Source organism: Variovorax sp. Soil_C_33 (assembly GCF_057656935.1).
Genome location: NZ_JBDGJK010000001.1, coordinates 304,398 through 319,448 on the forward strand (window position 1 = coordinate 304,398; position 15,051 = coordinate 319,448).

Sequence of the window (15,051 nt, forward strand, 5' to 3'; positions counted from 1 at the left end):
TCAGACTCCTTGCAGGGCGGCGTGCGGCATCACGCTCCAGACGCTGGTGGCTTCCACCGGCAGCGCATCCTCTGTGCGCGTTTCCAGCCACAGGCGCTGCAGCAGGTTCTGCGCCACCTGCAGGCGGTAGTCGGCACTGGCGCGCATGTCGGTCAACGGCTTGAAGTCCTGCGCCAGCGCGAGCTTGGCGGCGTTGACGCTGGCCTGCGTCCACGGTTTGCCGGCGAGTGCCGCCTCGGCCTGCGCCGCGCGCTTGACGATCGCGGCCATGCCGCCGAAGGCCAGGCGCACTTCCTTGACCACATCGCCGTCGAGCGCAATGGCGAAGCCGCCGCACAGGGCCGAGATGTCGCAGTCGAAGCGCTTGCTGATCTTGTAGGCGCGCACCTGGCGCTTCATGGCCGCGAGCGGCAGCACCAGGCCCTGCACGAACTCGCCGGGCTCCAGGCGGTTCTTCATGTAGTCGACGTAGAACTCGGGCAGCGGCATGCGGCGCACGCGGCTGCCGCGGCGCAGCTCGATCTCGGCGTCGAGCGCCATCAGCACCGGCGGCGAGTCGCCGATCGGCGAGCCGTTGGCAACGTTGCCGCCCATGGTGCCGGCGTTGCGTATCGGCGGCGAGGCGAAGCGCAGCCAGACGTCGGTCAGGCTGGGCAGGCGCCGCGCCAGCGCGCCGAAAGCGGTCTCGAGCGAAGCGCCGGCGCCGATGTAGAGAGTGTCGCCACGCTCTTCCACCACCTTCATCTCGGCGACATCGCCGACGAAGATGATGTCGCCCAGGTCGCGGAACTGCTTGTTGACCCAGAGGCCCACATCGGTCGAGCCCGCGAGCAGCTGCGCCGCGGGCTTGGCTTCGCGCAGCGCGGCCAGGTCGGCCAGCGTGGTCGGTGCGTGGAAGTGGTCGATGCGCTGGCCCAACGGCGCGGCGTAGTCGAAGCTGCTGTCGTGCCTGAGGCTCGCGAGCGCGGTGATCACGGGCTCGGTGTCGAGCCGCACCCCGGGCAGGTCGAACATGCGCTGGCCGGCATCGAGGATCGGGCGGTAGCCGGTGCAGCGGCACAGGTTGCCCGAAAGATCATCGGCCAGCTGCTGGCGCGTGGGCCGCGTGCCTCCGGCCTGGTGGTGTTCGTAGGTGGACCACAGCGACATCACGAAGCCCGGCGTGCAGAAGCCGCACTGCGAGCCATGGCAGTCGACCATGGCCTGCTGCACCGGATGCAGGCGCGTCACCGCATGCTTGTCGTGCTGCGCGCTGTCGCGGCCCTTGAGGCACTGCGCCTTGAGGTCTTCGACCGTGAACAGCGCCTTGCCGTGCAGGGTGGGCAGGAACTGGATGCACGCATTGACGGTCGACAGCCTGAGCCCGCCCACCGCATGCGCCTCGCCGGCCTCGGCCAGTTCGCCGATCACCACGGTGCAGGCACCGCAGTCGCCCTCGTTGCAGCCTTCCTTGGTGCCGGTGCAGCGCGCGTCCTCGCGCAGCCAGTCGAGCACCGAACGCGTCGGATGCACACCGCTCACGTCGATGATCCGGCCGCGGTGGAAGAAGCGGATGGGTTGGGTGCTCGGGGTCATGGGCATGCTCGTGGAGGCGATCAAAAATCGTGCCTGCGAAGTTAGTCCTTTACGGCCCGGGATGCATACCAACGCGACCATATGGCCTATGTGGGCACCGGTATGTGACGGCCGGGAAAACCCTTGGTCGGTCATGCCGCCGGATGCCGATCGGCGCGAGCCCTGCGGTCCGCCAGTTAAGATTGGCGCTCCATGCCCCGCTGGCTCCTCGCTTCCGTACTCGCGCTTCTCTTGTCCTGCCTCGGCGTCGGCGCCGCGGCGCAGAATCAGGAGAGCCACGATGCGCAAGGCTGCAGCAGCCAGGCGCTCGCTGCTGCCTCGGGCGAAGCGGCAGGTGCAGACGCCATGGATGCATCGAGTGCGGCAGGCGAAGCCGCTGCAGACCCTGTGCTCGAAGCCATCGACCACGACCACGAGCCCTTCGTTCCGGCTCTTTTCTCGGCGCCGGCGCCGCGGCCGGCGCTGATGTCCCTGGTCTCCTCCTGGCTCAGCCGAGAGCATCGGCCACCACGCGCCGGCGCCTTCCTCGCCTAGCCCGCGTCGCGGCACCCCCGCGGCATCCCCTCTCCTCCTTCCGACCCGCCGGGTCGGACACTGAAAGAAATTCGATGCGACTCACCACACGAGGTCGTTTCGCCGTCACCGCGATGATCGACATGGCCCTCCATCAACAGGCGGGACCGGTCAACCTGGCCAGCATCAGCCGGCGCCAGCAGGTGTCGCTCTCCCACCTGGAGCAGCTGTTCGGCAAGCTGCGCCGCCACGGCCTGGCGGCGTCGACGCGCGGCCCCGGCGGCGGCTATTCGCTCGGCCGCAAGGCTGCGGACATCAGCGTGGCGGACATCCTCTTCGCGATCGACGATGCCGCCCCCGGCGAGGCGATGAAGAAAAGCCAAACCCCCGCGCCCGGCCACCCGACCCGCTACGCGACCGACGAGCTCTGGGCCTCGGTGAACCGTTGCGCGGTCGAGTTCCTCGATGCCGTCACGCTGCAAAGCCTGGTCGACGAACAGATCGCCAGAGGCGTGCAGCCCGAAAGCGGGCGCGCCGAGCGGCGGACTCCGGCCTCGTCCGCGCGAGCCAAGCCACTGCTTCCGGACACGCCCAACTCGGTCTTCGCGCTGGGGCGAATGCTGACGACGAAACGTTCGTGAGAGGCTCGAACACGCCTCTCCCCCATCTGCCCACCTTGCGCACGATCTTCACCAACCTGCGCGACCAGCGCGACGTGCTGGCCGGTGTGGAGAGCACGCGCAGCCAGGTGATTTTCAGAGAGAACCTGCCTTGAGGAGGCGGGTTGGCTCTACCTCTTGCTTTTGCCTCGCGAACTCTTCGCGTTCTTCTTCTCCTGGGGCGGCACGAATCCGATGGTCCGTTTCGGCGGTTCAGGGTGGGCAGCAAGTTCGCGCAACGCATCGAAAAGCTGGCGCAGTTGAACGCGCGTGTTACGACTAAAGGCGTCATGCTGCATCGCGATCAACTCGGTTTTTTCCTCCAACGCATCGAGGCGTTTGGCCAAGTCTGCATGACTGCGAGCCAGTTCGCGCAATTGCACAAACGCCCGCACCACATAGACCGATACGTCCACCGCACACGGGCTGCTCAGCAAGGTCGCGGTCATGATCGCGCCGTGTTCCGTGAACGCCAGCGGCAACTTGCGCCGGCCACCCCAGCTTGATGTCGCAAATTGCGACTTCAAGTTGGTGTACTCCTCACGCGTCAGCTCGAAAATGAAATCCTTCGGGAAGCGCTCTCGATTGCGGCGCACCTGCTCATTGAGGCGGCGCGTGTCTACGCCATACAAATCGGCCAGATCGCTGTCGAGCAGCACCTTCTGCCCGCGCACGACGAAGATGCGCTGCGTGATAGCTTCGAGCGCAAGCGACGGCCCCGCGGCGCTCATGAGGCCGCCCTGACAACGAACTTCCCGGTGACAACAGTCATTTTTCTTTACTCCCCGCCGTGTGAAATCGCGCGAGTCCGAGCATAGCGGCAAGCCCGCCTCACCCCTCCCCGAACAGCTCCCTCATCACCCCCCTGAGCCAGCTGTTCGCCGGATCCGCTTCGAAGCGCTTGCTCCAGTGCAGCGACACGGTGAAGTCGCGCAGCGGAAAGGCCGGCTCGACGATGGCGTAACCGCCCTCTTCCGCGAAGCCGCGCGCGATGTTGCGCGGCATCACGACCGCGAGGTCGGTGGCGCGCACGATGGCCGGCAGCACCATGAAGTGCTCGGTGGTCAAACGCACGCGGTCCTCGAGGTTGAGCAGTTGCAGGATGCGCAGCGTTTCGGCGTGCGTGCGCACCGCGACGTACTCCAGCTTTTGCAGCGCCTCCAGCAGGGCCTTGCCGCTGCGCCGCCCGCGCGTGAAGGGATGGCCGCGGCGCACGAGCACGATGTAGCGGTCCTTCAGCAGGTGGACGCGCTGCGTGTCGCGCACCTTGGGCAGGAAGCCGAAGGCGAAGTCGATGCGGCCGCTGTCGAGCGCGGGCGCAATCTCGGTCGGCAAGAGCGGCAAGGTCTCCAGCCGCACGCCGGGCGCGAGCTCGCCAAGGCGCGCCATCAGCGCCGGCAGGAAGCGGCCCTCGCCGATATCGCTCATGTGGATGCGGAAGGTCTTGCGCGAGGCCGCGGGCTCGAAGCGATCGGACTCGTTGAGCGCTTCTTCCAGCGTGCCCAGCGCCGACTGCACGGCGATCGCCAGCCGTTCGGCGCGCGGCGTCGGCGCCACGCCGCCCGCGGTGCGCGTGAACAACGCGTCCTCAAGCAGCAGCCGCAGTCGGCCCAGGCCGTGGCTCGCGGCCGGCTGGGTGAGGCCCAGCGACTCGGCGGCCCGGCTCACGCTGCGCGCGCGGTAGACCGCGTCGAACAGGCGCAGCAGGTTCAGGTCGATGGTGTCGATATGCATGGCATTCATGTCGCTTAGCTCGATTATTTTATTGAACGCGAGCAGCGTGCGTCCCACACTCCGCAGTGGCCTTCGGGCCGCTTCGAACAACGTAGAAAAGGAGACATCGCCATGCCGAAGACCCGTTCGTTCTGTGCAGCGGCCGCAGTGCTTTGCGCCGCCATGACCGCCACGGCCCAGCAGCCACCCGCCGAGGAACCCGGTTGGGCCAAGGGCCGCCCGAAGACCGAAGCCGCCCAGCGCATGGCGCCGGTGCCGGCCTTCCCGATCCCGACCTCGCCCGACAAGCTGCCGACGGCCAAGTTCAAGCTGCCGCCGGGCTTCAAGGTCGAGACCTGGGCCTCGGGCGTGCTCGACGCCCGCGCGCTGCGCCAGGGCGCCGGCGACACCGTGTTCGTGAGCTCGCTGTTCGTCGCCAACAAGGTCTACGCAGTCGTTCCCAAGGGCAACACGCGCGAGGTCAAGACCGTCATCGACAAGATGGAGAAGGCGGCCGGCATCGAGTACCACAAGGGCGCGCTCTACCTGGCCACCCACAAGCAGATCCTGCGCTACGACAACATCGATTCGAAGCTCGACAACCCCGGGACGCCGGTCGTGCTCTACGACAAGCTGCCCGGCGGCGAGGACCACAGCTGGAAGTTCCTGCGCATCCACAAGGACAAGCTCTACTTCGCGATCGGCGCGCCCTGCAACATCTGCGACCCCGGCGAGTACGCCAAGATCTATCGCATGAACCTCGACGGCAGCGGCATGGAGACCATCGCGAGCGGCGTGCGCAACACGGTGGGTTTCGACTTCGATCCGAAGACCGGGCGGCTCTGGTTCACCGACAACGGCCGCGACTGGATGAGCGAGGAAATCCCGAACGACGAGCTCAACGTGGTCAGCGGCCCGAACCAGCACTTCGGCTATCCGTACTGCCACCAGGGCAACATCCCCGATCCTGAATTCGGCTGGGGCAAGTCGTGCAGCGACTACACGAAGCCCGCCGCATTCCTCGGCCCGCACGCCGGCTCGCTGGGCCTGAAGTTCTATACCGGCAAGATGTTCCCGGCCAAGTACCAGGGCGCGATGTTCATCGCCCGCCACGGCCCGTGGAACCGCACCGTCAAGTACGCCGACGTCTCGGTCGCGTGGCCCGACGGCAAGGGCGGGGCCAAGGTCGAGCCCTTCATGACCGGCTTCGTCGAGAACAACAGCTATCTCGGCCGTCCGGTCGACTTCCTGGTGATGAAGGATGGCTCGCTGCTGGTGAGCGACGACCACGCGGGCGCCATCTACCGCATCAGCTACGGCAAGTGATGCAAGGAGCACGTCAACTCGCATTCACGGTCGCGGCGGCGGCGTCTTTCTGGCTCGCGGCGCCGGCCGGCGCCCAGGCTCCTTCGGCAGGCGCGTATGCGCAGCGCTACGCGGCGCTGTGCGTGGCCTGCCACGGCGCCAACGGGCGCAGCGAGATGCCGGGCACGCCGGTGCTGGCCGGCCAGCATTCCTTCTACGCGATCACGCAGCTGTTCCTGTTCCGCGAAGGCCGACGCGCGAACGAGGGCATGACCGCGGTGGCGAAGACCATGAAGGACGACGACCTGCGCGGCTTCTCCGACTTCATCGCCACGCTGCCGCCGGTGCCTGCGCCGGCGCCGGCGACGCCGCCCGATGCGGCACGCATGACCCGCGGCCAGGCCCTGGCGCAGGAACACAAGTGCGTGTTCTGCCACGGCGCCGACTTCAGCGGCGGCCAGCAGGTGCCGCGCATCGCGCAGCAGCGCGAGGACTACCTGCAGCTCACGCTGCGCGAGTTCAAGTCCGGCAAGCGCGTGGGCTACACGATGGCCATGGCCGAGGCGGTCGGCCGCATCCCGAACGAGGACCTGGACACCCTCGCCTACTACCTGGCCCGCTTCCCGGGCCGCAAATAGACCCACGGAGAAAAGACGCTTGGAAGTTTCATTCAGCAAAGAGATCGAGACGCTGCGCCTAGGCGCCGGCGACACCTTTCACGGCGAGGGCATCCTCGCGATCACCAAGGGCCTCCTGCAGTCGGGCGTGGCCTACGTCGGCGGCTACCAGGGCGCGCCGGTGTCGCACCTGCTCGACGTGATGGTGCAGGCCAAGCCCTACATGGACGAGCTGGGCGTGCACGTCGAGGCCTGCTCCAACGAGGCCTCCGCCGCGGCGATGCTCGGCGCCTCCATCCACTACCCGCTGCGCGGCGCCGTGACCTGGAAGTCCATCGTCGGCACCAACGTGGCGGCCGATGCGCTGTCCAACCTCTCGTCGCCCGGCGTCAAGGGCGGCGTGCTGATCGTGGTGGGCGAGGACTACGGCGAGGGCGCCAGCGTGATCCAGGAACGCACGCACGCCTATGCGCTCAAGTCCGGCATGTGCCTGCTCGATCCTCGGCCCGACCTGGGCGTGATGGTCAACATGGTGGAGCACGGCTTCCGGCTCTCCGAGTACTCGAACATGCCCTGCATGATGGAGCTGCGCATCCGCACCTGCCACGTGCGCGGCAGCTTCGAATGCAGGAACAACCTGGCGCCCGCGATCTCGACACGCGCGCTGATGGAAGAGCCGGCCGGCTTCGACTACATGCGGCTCGCGCATCCGCCCGTCACCTTCCGCCACGAGAAGCTGAAGGGCGACGAGCGCCTGCCGGCCGCGCGCCGCTACATCGCCGAGAACCGGCTCAACGAGCTGATCCCCGGCACGCACGCCGACCTCGGCATCGTGGTGCAGGGCGGGCTCTACAACGCGCTCGTGCGCAGCCTGCAGCAGCTCGGCCTGGCCGATGCCTTCGGCGCGACCGACATTCCCCTGCTGGTGCTCAACGTCGCCTATCCGCTGGTGCCCGAGCAGGTGGCGGACTTCTGCGTCGGCAAGCGCGGCGTGCTGGTGGTGGAGGAAGGCCAGCCCGAATACATCGAGCAGGAGATCGCGACGCTCTTGCGACGGCGCGACATCCAGACGCCGCTGCACGGCTGCGACATGCTGCCTGCCGCCGGCGAGTACGGCGTCGAGGTGCTGGCGACCGGCCTGGCGCAGTTCGCCCAGCGCTACCTGCCGCAGCATGCACAAAGTCCGGCGCATCAATCGGCCCAGGGCTGGCTCACGGGCAACCGCGATCGCCGCGCCGCGGTGGCGACGCAGCTCGAAGCGCCGCTGCCGGCGCGCCCGCCGAGCTTCTGCATCGGCTGCCCCGAGCGCCCCGTGTTCGCCGCGCTCAAGCTCGCGCAGCAGGACAGCGGTCCGGTGCACATCGCGGCCGACATCGGCTGCCACGCCTTCGGCACCTTCGAGCCCTTCTCGATGGGCCACTCGATCCTCGGCTACGGCATGAGCCTCGCGAGCCGTGCGGGCGTGTCGCCGATGATGCAGCGGCGGGCGCTCTCGATCATGGGCGACGGCGGCTTCTGGCACAACGGGCTCCTGACCGGCGTGCAGAGCGCGCTCTTCAACGGCGACGACGCGGTGCTCCTGATCTTCAAGAACGGGTACACCTCGGCCACCGGCACGCAGGACATCATCTCTACGCCCGACGATGAAACGAAAGAGCATGCGGTCGACAAGCAGCAAAGCCTGGTCGACAAGAACCAGACCATCGAGTCGACCTTGAAGGGCCTGGGCGTGCAGTGGCTGCGCACCGTCCACACCTACCACGTCGACAAGATGCGCAAGACGCTCAACGACGCCTTCACGAGCGACTTCAACGGCCTCAAGGTGATCATCGCCGAGGGCGAATGCCAGCTCGAACGGCAACGCCGCATCAAGCCCTGGATCGCCGGCCTGCTCAGGAAAGGCGAACGCGTGGTGCGCGTGAAGTACGGCGTCGACGAGGACGTGTGCAACGGCGACCATGCCTGCATCCGGCTCTCGGGCTGCCCGACGCTCACCATCAAGGACAACCCCGATCCGCTCAAGGTCGACCCGGTGGCGGTGGTCATCGACGGCTGCGTCGGCTGCGGCCTGTGCGGCGAGAACGCGCATGCGGCCACGCTGTGTCCCAGCTTCTACCGGGCCGAGGTGGTGCAGAACCCGAAGTGGCACGAACGCCTGCTGCACTCCATGCGCGGCGCCGTCGTTCGCGCAATGCAACCGGCCTGAGATCGGCATGACCACGATGAACCGCACCCAACCCATCACCCTGCTCGTCTGCGCCCTCGGTGGCGAAGGCGGAGGCGTGCTCACCGAATGGCTGGTCGACACGGCCCGCCATGCCGGCTATGCCGCGCAGAGCACATCGATTCCCGGCGTCGCGCAGCGCACCGGCGCCACGACCTACTACATCGAGGTCTTTCCGGTGCCGCTGGCCGAGCTCGGCGGACGCAAGCCGGTGTTCAGCCTGAGCCCGGTGCCAGGCGCGCTCGACGCCATCGTCTCCTCCGAGCTGCTGGAGACCACGCGCCAGATCGGCAACGGCATGAGCGCGCCGCAGCGCACGCTGGTCATCACCTCCTCGAGCCGCACGCTGACCACGGCCGAGCGCATGCAGCCCGGCGACGGGCGCGCCGATGCCCAGCGGCTGCTCGACGTGGTCAAGGCCTTCAGCCGCGAGCACCATGTGTTCGACATGGGTACCGTGGCGCGCGAGGCCGGCACGGTGGTCAGCTCGGTGATGCTCGGCGCGATCGCCGGCAGCGGCCTCTTTCCGTTCCCGCGCGAGGCCTACGAGCAGGTGGTGCGCGGCGGCGACACCAGCGCACCCGAAAAGCTCAGCAGGATGGCGGCCGCCAGCCTGCGCGGTTTCGCCAAGGCCTTCGACATCGTGGGCACCCCGCGCGCGCAAGCCGCGCTGGTGACGCGGCTGCTGTCGAGCCAGGGCGACGAAGCGGCGCAGCCAGCGCTTCCCGTCGAGGTGGCACGCGCCTTCCCGCCGCCGGTGCACGACATGCTCGCGCTCGGCCATGCGCGGCTCGTCGACTACCAGGACCAAGCTTATGCAACGCTCTACCTCGAGCGGCTGCAGCAGGTGCTGGCCGCCGAGCGCGCTTCCGACCCGGCCGGCGCCCACGGCTTCGCGGTCACGCGCGAGATGGCGCGCTGGCTGGCGCTGTGGATGGCTTTCGACGACATCGTGCGCGTGGCCGAGCTCAAGAGCCGCGCCAGCCGCGCGCGGCGCGTGCGCAACGAGGTCAAGGCGGGCGAGGACGACATCGTCAAGGTCTACGACCACTTCAAGCCCGGCGCACCCGAGTTCGCGGCGCTGCTGCCGGCCTCGCTGGCGCACCGCGTCACGGCCTGGGATAGGCGAAGGAAGACACCCTTCGCACTGCCGCTCAAGGTCGGCAGCCACTCGGTGGCCGGCATGGCCTCGCTGCGCGTGCTGGCCTCGCTGCGCTGGTTGCGCAAGCGCGGCAGCCGCTTCGCGGAGGAACAGGCGCTGATCGAGCGCTGGCTGGCTGCCGTCGTGCAGGGCACCCGCACCGATTGGCGCCTGGGCCATGAGATCGCGCTGTGCGGCCGGCTGATCAAGGGCTACGGCAGCACCAACGAGCGCGGCAAGCGCAATCTGCTGCACGTGATCGATCACCTGGCCGTGGCGCCGCTGCCAGACGGCTCGCCGGCCGCGCGCGCGGCCGCGGTCGCCGCTGCGCGGGAAGCAGCCCTGGCCGACGAGGCCGGCACCGCACTCGACGCCACGCTGGTGCGCCACGGCGCGCCGCCCAGGCCCGTGATCGCGCAGCCGATCCGCTGGATGAAGCGCCCGCCGGCGGCGACCCACAGAACAACATGAGGAGACAAGCAATGACAACGCCAAGATCCCGGCGCGCCCTGCTCACTTTGCTGCTGCTGGCCGCCGCCGCGGTGCCCGCGGCCCATGCGCAAGGCAGCGCCTGGCCTTCGAAGCCGATCAAGATCGTCGTGAACTTCCCGCCCGGTGGTGCGGCCGACCAGATTGCGCGCGCGGTATCGCTGCCGCTGCAGGAAGCGCTCGGGCAGCCGGTGCTGATCGAGAACCGCGGCGGCGCCAACGGCAACATCGGCGGCGAGGTCGCGGCGCGCGCGCCGGCCGACGGCTACACGCTGCTCATGAGCTCTGGCGGCATGGTGTCGGTCAACCCGCACATCTATCCGAAGATGGCCTTCGACCCCGCCAAGGACCTGATGCCGGTCGCCGCGGCGGCGCGCGTGCTGGTGTTCCTGGTGACCAAGCCCGCGTTGCCGCCGGAGAACATCAAGGACTTCATCACCTACGTGAAGGAGCGCCCCGGCAAGCTCTCCTACGGCTCGCCCGGCACCGGCAGCTCGCCGCATCTCGCCGGCGAGATGTTCAAGAGCCAGGCCGGCCTGTACGCGGTCCATGTGCCTTACCGCGGCGCGGCGCCGGCGCTGCAGGACCTGCTGGCCGGCCAGCTCGACTACTACTTCGACCCCGGCATCGGGCTGGCCCAGGTGCGCGCCGGCAAGCTGCGCCTGCTGGCCGTGGGCAGCCCCAAGCGCTCGCCGCTGTTCCCCGATGTGCCGACGCTGGACGAGGCCGGCCTCAAGGGCTTCGATGCCGACACGGTGTTCGGCTTCTACGCGCCGGCCCGGACGCCGCCCGAGATCGTGACCCGGCTCAACCGCGAGATCAACCGCATCCTCGCGATGCCGGCGGTGAAGGAGCGCATCGCCAGCCTGGGCGGCGAAACCCTGCCCGGCACGCCGGCCGCTTTCCAGGAGCGCATCGCAGCGGACTCTGCGCGCTTCGGCGCCATCATCCGCGAGCGAAAGATCCTCGCGGACTGAGCGCGCCCCACGCTTTCACCGCATGAGCCCCCAAGTCATCTACACCGTGCGCGTCGAGTTCGGGGACTGCGACCCGGCCGGCATCGTCTGGTTTCCCAACTTCTTCCGCTGGATCGATGCGGCTTCACGCCATTTCTTTGCCGAGCGCGGCGTGCCGCGCTGGGAAGAAACGGCACAGACCCTCGGCGTCATCGGCACGCCGCTGGTCGATACCCATACGCGCTTCGTCAAGAGCGCGAGCTATGGCGACACGCTGTCGATCGCGGTGGCCATTCCCGAGTGGCGCGACAAGAGCTTCCTGCAGACCTACCGCATGAAGCGCGGCGACGACCTGATCCTCGAATGCGAGGAGGTGCGCATCTTCGCCGCCAAGCGCGAAGGCGGCGGCATCCGCGCAGTGCCGATCCCGCCCGAGATCCGGCGGCTCTGCGAGTAGGCCCCGCGCCCTGCTCCAGCAGATGGATGCGCTCGGCCGCTGGGCCAGGCGCATGGACCCTGCGTGATGATTTCATGCCAATCGGATTCATCGTTTCAGCCATTCGCTCCCGCGGATGTGCCGCCTAAACTGCTACGCGAATTCCCGACAACGCCGGACTCGGCCCCTCGACGGTCAATCGCCCGGGCAGAGCGGGGGAATTCATCCCCTGGTCCCCAGGATTTTGGGGACCTCAATAAAATCGCCTTCGACGACCCCCGCCAAGAGCCAAGAGCTGCGCGCTTCGCCTAACCTTGATCCCCAATGTCCGAGATTGACTTAACTGCGCAAACAGCAGCGGTTCGCAGTGTTCTTGCCACCCATGGAATTCGCCGTGCGCTGGCGCTGCTGAATGACAGGACGCAGTACCGATACACGGCCATCTACAAGTTGAGCGGCAATGCGTTGCGGGCAGAGCACGTCTTCGATCGCTCCTCCGAATACCGCACCTGGTTGAAAGCAGTTCCCCTGGACAAGAGCTTTTGCCAACACGCGATCGAGCAGGGCGAATTCACGACCAGCCACGTCTCCAAGGACAAGTCCTTGATGAGCTACCGCCCCTATGTCGGCCTTGTCGAGTCGTACTACGGGCGCTTGCTGACGCGCGATTCCGGGACGCCCTACGGCACCTTCATCCATTTCGATCTGGAGCCTCGCAGCATCGACGCGCAGGAGGTCTCCTTTCTCAAGCAGGTGACGCCGCTGTTCCTCGATTACCTCGAGTGAGCTGCGAGCAGGCGCGGACGGATCCGCGCCAAGCCGGACGGCGGCATCAAAGCGGGCCGCGTGCCCAAGGCCCCCAGATCGCGAACGTGATGCCGGGCGATTGCACGTTCACGAACAGCACCTTGCCCGCCGGATCGAAGCAGGCCCCGCAGAACTCGCTGCTGCGGTAGTCGCCCGGCGCGACCATCTTGCCGGCCGAAGCGATCTGGTCGGCGCCGAGGTTCACGTTGTGGCGCGCGAACACGAAGCTGGCGCCGTCGGATGTCAGGCCCACCAGGCGCTCGATGCGACCCTGGCCCTGGTCGTCGACGCCGCCGCCGTCCTCGCAAAGCAGCACGCCGCCGCGCGGGCTGATCGTGATGTTGTCGGGGTTGTTGGCAGCCACCGCGTCGAGCGACACGAAGACCGCCTTGAGCATGCCCGTGGCCAGGTCGTACTCCCACACAGCGCCTTCGCCGTTGCCGCCCGCGCCGGCGGCGTTCACGCCGGTGGCGGTGTCGACGATGAACAGCTTGCCGTCGCGATGCCAGATGCCTTCGCCGCGCGCCATGCGCAAGCCGCCCTGTGCCCAGCCCTGCGCGAACGGGCCGGCGACCGACGTGGTGCCCACAAAACCGGGCAGCGCGATCGACACGGGGTTCGCATCGGGATCGGCGATGTCCACCCATTCGAGGCTGTGCGTGTCGCCGGTCGAGGCGACATTGAGGTCGGCGTTGGCCTTGCCGACCACCCTGGCCATCTGCAGCTTGCCGCCCGCTTCGTAGCTGCCCGGGCGGCCGCTCGCATCGTTGGGGATGAAACGATAGAAGCCCGACTTGTTGCGGTTGTCCTCCGTGAGGTAGGCGAAGCGCGTCTTCGGGTCGACGGCGACGGCCTCGTGGCTGAACCGGCCCATCGCGACGATCGGCTTGCCGGTCGTCTCGGCCGCCTTGGCGCGCACCTCGAACACGTAGCCGTGCTTCTTGCCGCCTTGCGACTCGAGATTGCTGCCGGTCTCTTCGCAGGTGAGCCAGGTGCCCCAGGGCGTGGGGCCGCCGGCGCAGTTGGTGAGGGTGCCGCCCAGGCTCGCCTCCATGCCGAGCCACTGGCGGCCCTTGAAGCGCAGGTTGGTGGTTCCGCCGCCGGCAAACCGGCCGTTCACGCTGCTCGAAGCGGTGTCGTACATTGCCGGCGCCTGGATCAGGCTGGTCGACTGGCCGCGCTCGTGGTTGCGCACCAGCACCACGTCGACGCTGTTGCCGCGGCCGTACGAGGCGATCACCGCCATGCCGTCGTGGTTGCTCGGGCAGGGCTGGCCGTTGTCCATCTGGTCGCCGGTCCAGCCGTAGGAACGGTAGGCGAAGCCTTCGGGCAGTTGCAGCAGCGGCAGGCCTGTGGCTTCGTCGAGCGCCGGCGCGACCGGACCGTAGGGGCTGGCGACGAGGCCGGTGCTGCCGGTGGCGGCGTTGGCGTTTCGAGCCTGCAGCGCCTGCATGGTGCCGATGAACGAGAGGGCGGCAACCGAGGTCGAGCCGCGCAGAAAGCCGCGGCGGGAATTCAATGACATGAGAGCTCCTGGGGTGTGGGGTTCCCGCATTGGAGAGTGTCGCGGTGTCAGCGCCGTTACAGCCGATCGTGCGGGTCGCCGATCCCCCTAGGCGCCGCTCTGCATCGCCTGGTTGAGCCGCTGGAGTTCCTGCGCGAGCCGCATGGCCTCCGTGCGCGCCGAGCGGACGCCGCGCTGCAACAGGAAGAACTGCTTGGCATAGGCGTCCGTCAGACGCGTCCACTGTTCGAAGGTCGCGTCCATGCGGGCCGAAGATTGATTCAAGACTGGCTCCCTCGCCATTGTGGGGTTCTCACCGGGTTGCGGATCTGGCCCTGATTGCAACAGATGACCGTGTAAGGAGCATGACGCGCCGAGGGCAGCCCTAGAGGGACCCGATCGCGAGCGCCGCCCTCACGAAGGTGCCGATGCTCGCCAGCCGGGCGCCGGTCTCGAGCGCTTGCGCCGCGCCGGATTTCGACTTGTCGCCGCTCATCAGGTCCTTGATGCGCTTCTTGCCGAGCGAATCGCCCAGCCTCTTGATCACCGGCTTCACCAAGGGGCGCACCTTGTCCATCTCGGTCGTCTTGAAATCGGTCTGGCTTTGTTCGTAGACGTTGTCGAGGACCAGGAGAAAGGACTCCAGGCCGATGACGACCGTCTCGTAGGCCGCCGAGTAGGTGGCCGTGCGCTCCACCTGGCGCAGGCGCACCTGGAAGTACCGGAACAATGCGGGGTTGCCGAAATGAAAGCGGATCTGGCCTCGCTCGACGCTCTCGAGCTCGTAGCTGGTGCGGGCCAGAAGCACGAGTATGTCGCTCCATGCGGCACCCTCGGAAAGGTTGCCGTGCTTGATCAGCCCTGTCTCGTAGAGCGATTTGGCTCGCGACTCCTTGAGCATCATCGCCTGCGCGACCTTGTACGCGTCGAAGACGCCGCCGAGGGCGTGCTTGACGTACAGGTAGACGAGCAATGCATCCAGGTCGGTCTTGGACAGGCCGCCCAATCCGCGCGTGTCGACATAGGCGTCGAGAAATGCAGCCAGGAACTCCTCGCGGTGCTGCTTGGGAATGTGTTCGATGATGGGTTCAGCGGGCATGGGTAAGCTCAGC

15 protein-coding genes are annotated in these 15,051 nt (G+C 67.7%); 9 read left to right on the top strand and 6 right to left on the bottom strand.

Annotated elements, in window-relative coordinates:
* Entirely contained in the window at nucleotides 1-1,581 is a 1,581-nt protein-coding gene (gene xdhA / locus AC3A6B_RS01570; RefSeq protein WP_487834986.1) for a xanthine dehydrogenase small subunit, read from the bottom strand.
* 186 nt (nucleotides 1,582-1,767) lie between these two features.
* Between xdhA and AC3A6B_RS01575 the strand changes: the two genes are divergently transcribed.
* Nucleotides 1,768-2,109 carry a hypothetical protein gene (locus tag AC3A6B_RS01575; RefSeq protein WP_487834987.1) on the top strand — a complete coding sequence of 114 codons (342 nt, stop codon included), beginning with the start codon at nucleotides 1,768-1,770 and terminating at the stop codon, nucleotides 2,107-2,109.
* Nucleotides 2,110-2,183: 74 nt separating this feature from the next.
* Nucleotides 2,184-2,729 (top strand): Rrf2 family transcriptional regulator, encoded by a 546-nt coding sequence (locus tag AC3A6B_RS01580; protein WP_487834988.1) that lies wholly within the window; start codon nucleotides 2,184-2,186, stop codon nucleotides 2,727-2,729.
* Nucleotides 2,730-2,878: 149 nt separating this feature from the next.
* Here AC3A6B_RS01580 and AC3A6B_RS01585 read toward each other — a convergent pair whose 3' ends face one another.
* Nucleotides 2,879-3,478, bottom strand: coding sequence for an ORF6N domain-containing protein (locus tag AC3A6B_RS01585; RefSeq protein ID WP_487834989.1), 600 nt, complete (start codon nucleotides 3,476-3,478; stop codon nucleotides 2,879-2,881).
* A 100-nt stretch (nucleotides 3,479-3,578) separates the two neighbouring features.
* A complete protein-coding gene (locus tag AC3A6B_RS01590; protein ID WP_487834990.1) occupies nucleotides 3,579-4,490 on the bottom strand; it encodes a LysR family transcriptional regulator in 912 nt (303 codons plus the stop codon).
* A gap of 102 nt (nucleotides 4,491-4,592) precedes the next feature.
* Between AC3A6B_RS01590 and AC3A6B_RS01595 the strand changes: the two genes are divergently transcribed.
* The 7 genes from AC3A6B_RS01595 to AC3A6B_RS01625 all read left to right on the top strand — a co-directional run bounded on the left by AC3A6B_RS01595 (nucleotide 4,593) and on the right by AC3A6B_RS01625 (nucleotide 12,414).
* A complete protein-coding gene (locus AC3A6B_RS01595; protein WP_487834991.1) occupies nucleotides 4,593-5,786 on the top strand; it encodes a PQQ-dependent sugar dehydrogenase in 1,194 nt (397 codons plus the stop codon).
* Nucleotides 5,786-6,403 (top strand): c-type cytochrome, encoded by a 618-nt coding sequence (locus AC3A6B_RS01600; RefSeq protein ID WP_487834992.1) that lies wholly within the window; start codon nucleotides 5,786-5,788, stop codon nucleotides 6,401-6,403. The genes AC3A6B_RS01595 and AC3A6B_RS01600 overlap by 1 nt, the downstream gene beginning before the upstream one ends.
* A gap of 19 nt (nucleotides 6,404-6,422) precedes the next feature.
* Nucleotides 6,423-8,588 (top strand): thiamine pyrophosphate-dependent enzyme, encoded by a 2,166-nt coding sequence (locus AC3A6B_RS01605; protein ID WP_487834993.1) that lies wholly within the window; start codon nucleotides 6,423-6,425, stop codon nucleotides 8,586-8,588.
* Between the two features lie 16 nt (nucleotides 8,589-8,604).
* Nucleotides 8,605-10,218 carry an indolepyruvate oxidoreductase subunit beta family protein gene (locus tag AC3A6B_RS01610; protein WP_487835236.1) on the top strand — a complete coding sequence of 538 codons (1,614 nt, stop codon included), beginning with the start codon at nucleotides 8,605-8,607 and terminating at the stop codon, nucleotides 10,216-10,218.
* A gap of 11 nt (nucleotides 10,219-10,229) precedes the next feature.
* Entirely contained in the window at nucleotides 10,230-11,213 is a 984-nt protein-coding gene (locus tag AC3A6B_RS01615; protein ID WP_487834994.1) for a Bug family tripartite tricarboxylate transporter substrate binding protein, read from the top strand.
* 22 nt (nucleotides 11,214-11,235) lie between these two features.
* Nucleotides 11,236-11,649, top strand: a complete 414-nt coding sequence (locus AC3A6B_RS01620; protein ID WP_487834995.1) for an acyl-CoA thioesterase — start codon at nucleotides 11,236-11,238, stop codon at nucleotides 11,647-11,649.
* Nucleotides 11,650-11,952: 303 nt separating this feature from the next.
* Complete coding sequence (locus AC3A6B_RS01625) at nucleotides 11,953-12,414, top strand: hypothetical protein (protein WP_487834996.1); 462 nt, start codon at nucleotides 11,953-11,955, stop codon at nucleotides 12,412-12,414.
* A gap of 46 nt (nucleotides 12,415-12,460) precedes the next feature.
* Here the strand turns inward: AC3A6B_RS01625 and AC3A6B_RS01630 are convergent, their stop codons facing one another.
* From AC3A6B_RS01630 to AC3A6B_RS01640, 3 genes are all read right to left on the bottom strand, one after another.
* A complete protein-coding gene (locus tag AC3A6B_RS01630) occupies nucleotides 12,461-13,960 on the bottom strand; it encodes a PhoX family protein (protein ID WP_487834997.1) in 1,500 nt (499 codons plus the stop codon).
* 87 nt (nucleotides 13,961-14,047) lie between these two features.
* A complete protein-coding gene (locus AC3A6B_RS01635; protein ID WP_487834998.1) occupies nucleotides 14,048-14,224 on the bottom strand; it encodes a hypothetical protein in 177 nt (58 codons plus the stop codon).
* A 100-nt stretch (nucleotides 14,225-14,324) separates the two neighbouring features.
* Nucleotides 14,325-15,038 (bottom strand): hypothetical protein, encoded by a 714-nt coding sequence (locus AC3A6B_RS01640; RefSeq protein ID WP_487834999.1) that lies wholly within the window; start codon nucleotides 15,036-15,038, stop codon nucleotides 14,325-14,327.
* Nucleotides 15,039-15,051: the final 13 nt, after the last annotated feature.

Excerpts from the sequence above, each read along its gene's own strand:
- xdhA (WP_487834986.1), bottom strand. The coding sequence starts at position 1,581 with ATGCCCATGACCCCGAGCACCCAACCCATCCGCTTCTTCCACCGCGGC.
- AC3A6B_RS01575 (WP_487834987.1), top strand. The coding sequence starts at position 1,768 with ATGCCCCGCTGGCTCCTCGCTTCCGTACTCGCGCTTCTCTTGTCCTGC.
- AC3A6B_RS01580 (WP_487834988.1), top strand. The coding sequence starts at position 2,184 with ATGCGACTCACCACACGAGGTCGTTTCGCCGTCACCGCGATGATCGAC.
- AC3A6B_RS01585 (WP_487834989.1), bottom strand. The coding sequence starts at position 3,478 with ATGAGCGCCGCGGGGCCGTCGCTTGCGCTCGAAGCTATCACGCAGCGC.
- AC3A6B_RS01590 (WP_487834990.1), bottom strand. The coding sequence starts at position 4,490 with ATGAATGCCATGCATATCGACACCATCGACCTGAACCTGCTGCGCCTG.
- AC3A6B_RS01595 (WP_487834991.1), top strand. The coding sequence starts at position 4,593 with ATGCCGAAGACCCGTTCGTTCTGTGCAGCGGCCGCAGTGCTTTGCGCC.
- AC3A6B_RS01600 (WP_487834992.1), top strand. The coding sequence starts at position 5,786 with ATGCAAGGAGCACGTCAACTCGCATTCACGGTCGCGGCGGCGGCGTCT.
- AC3A6B_RS01610 (WP_487835236.1), top strand. The coding sequence starts at position 8,605 with ATGAACCGCACCCAACCCATCACCCTGCTCGTCTGCGCCCTCGGTGGC.
- AC3A6B_RS01615 (WP_487834994.1), top strand. The coding sequence starts at position 10,230 with ATGACAACGCCAAGATCCCGGCGCGCCCTGCTCACTTTGCTGCTGCTG.
- AC3A6B_RS01620 (WP_487834995.1), top strand. The coding sequence starts at position 11,236 with ATGAGCCCCCAAGTCATCTACACCGTGCGCGTCGAGTTCGGGGACTGC.
- AC3A6B_RS01625 (WP_487834996.1), top strand. The coding sequence starts at position 11,953 with ATGTCCGAGATTGACTTAACTGCGCAAACAGCAGCGGTTCGCAGTGTT.
- AC3A6B_RS01630 (WP_487834997.1), bottom strand. The coding sequence starts at position 13,960 with ATGTCATTGAATTCCCGCCGCGGCTTTCTGCGCGGCTCGACCTCGGTT.
- AC3A6B_RS01640 (WP_487834999.1), bottom strand. The coding sequence starts at position 15,038 with ATGCCCGCTGAACCCATCATCGAACACATTCCCAAGCAGCACCGCGAG.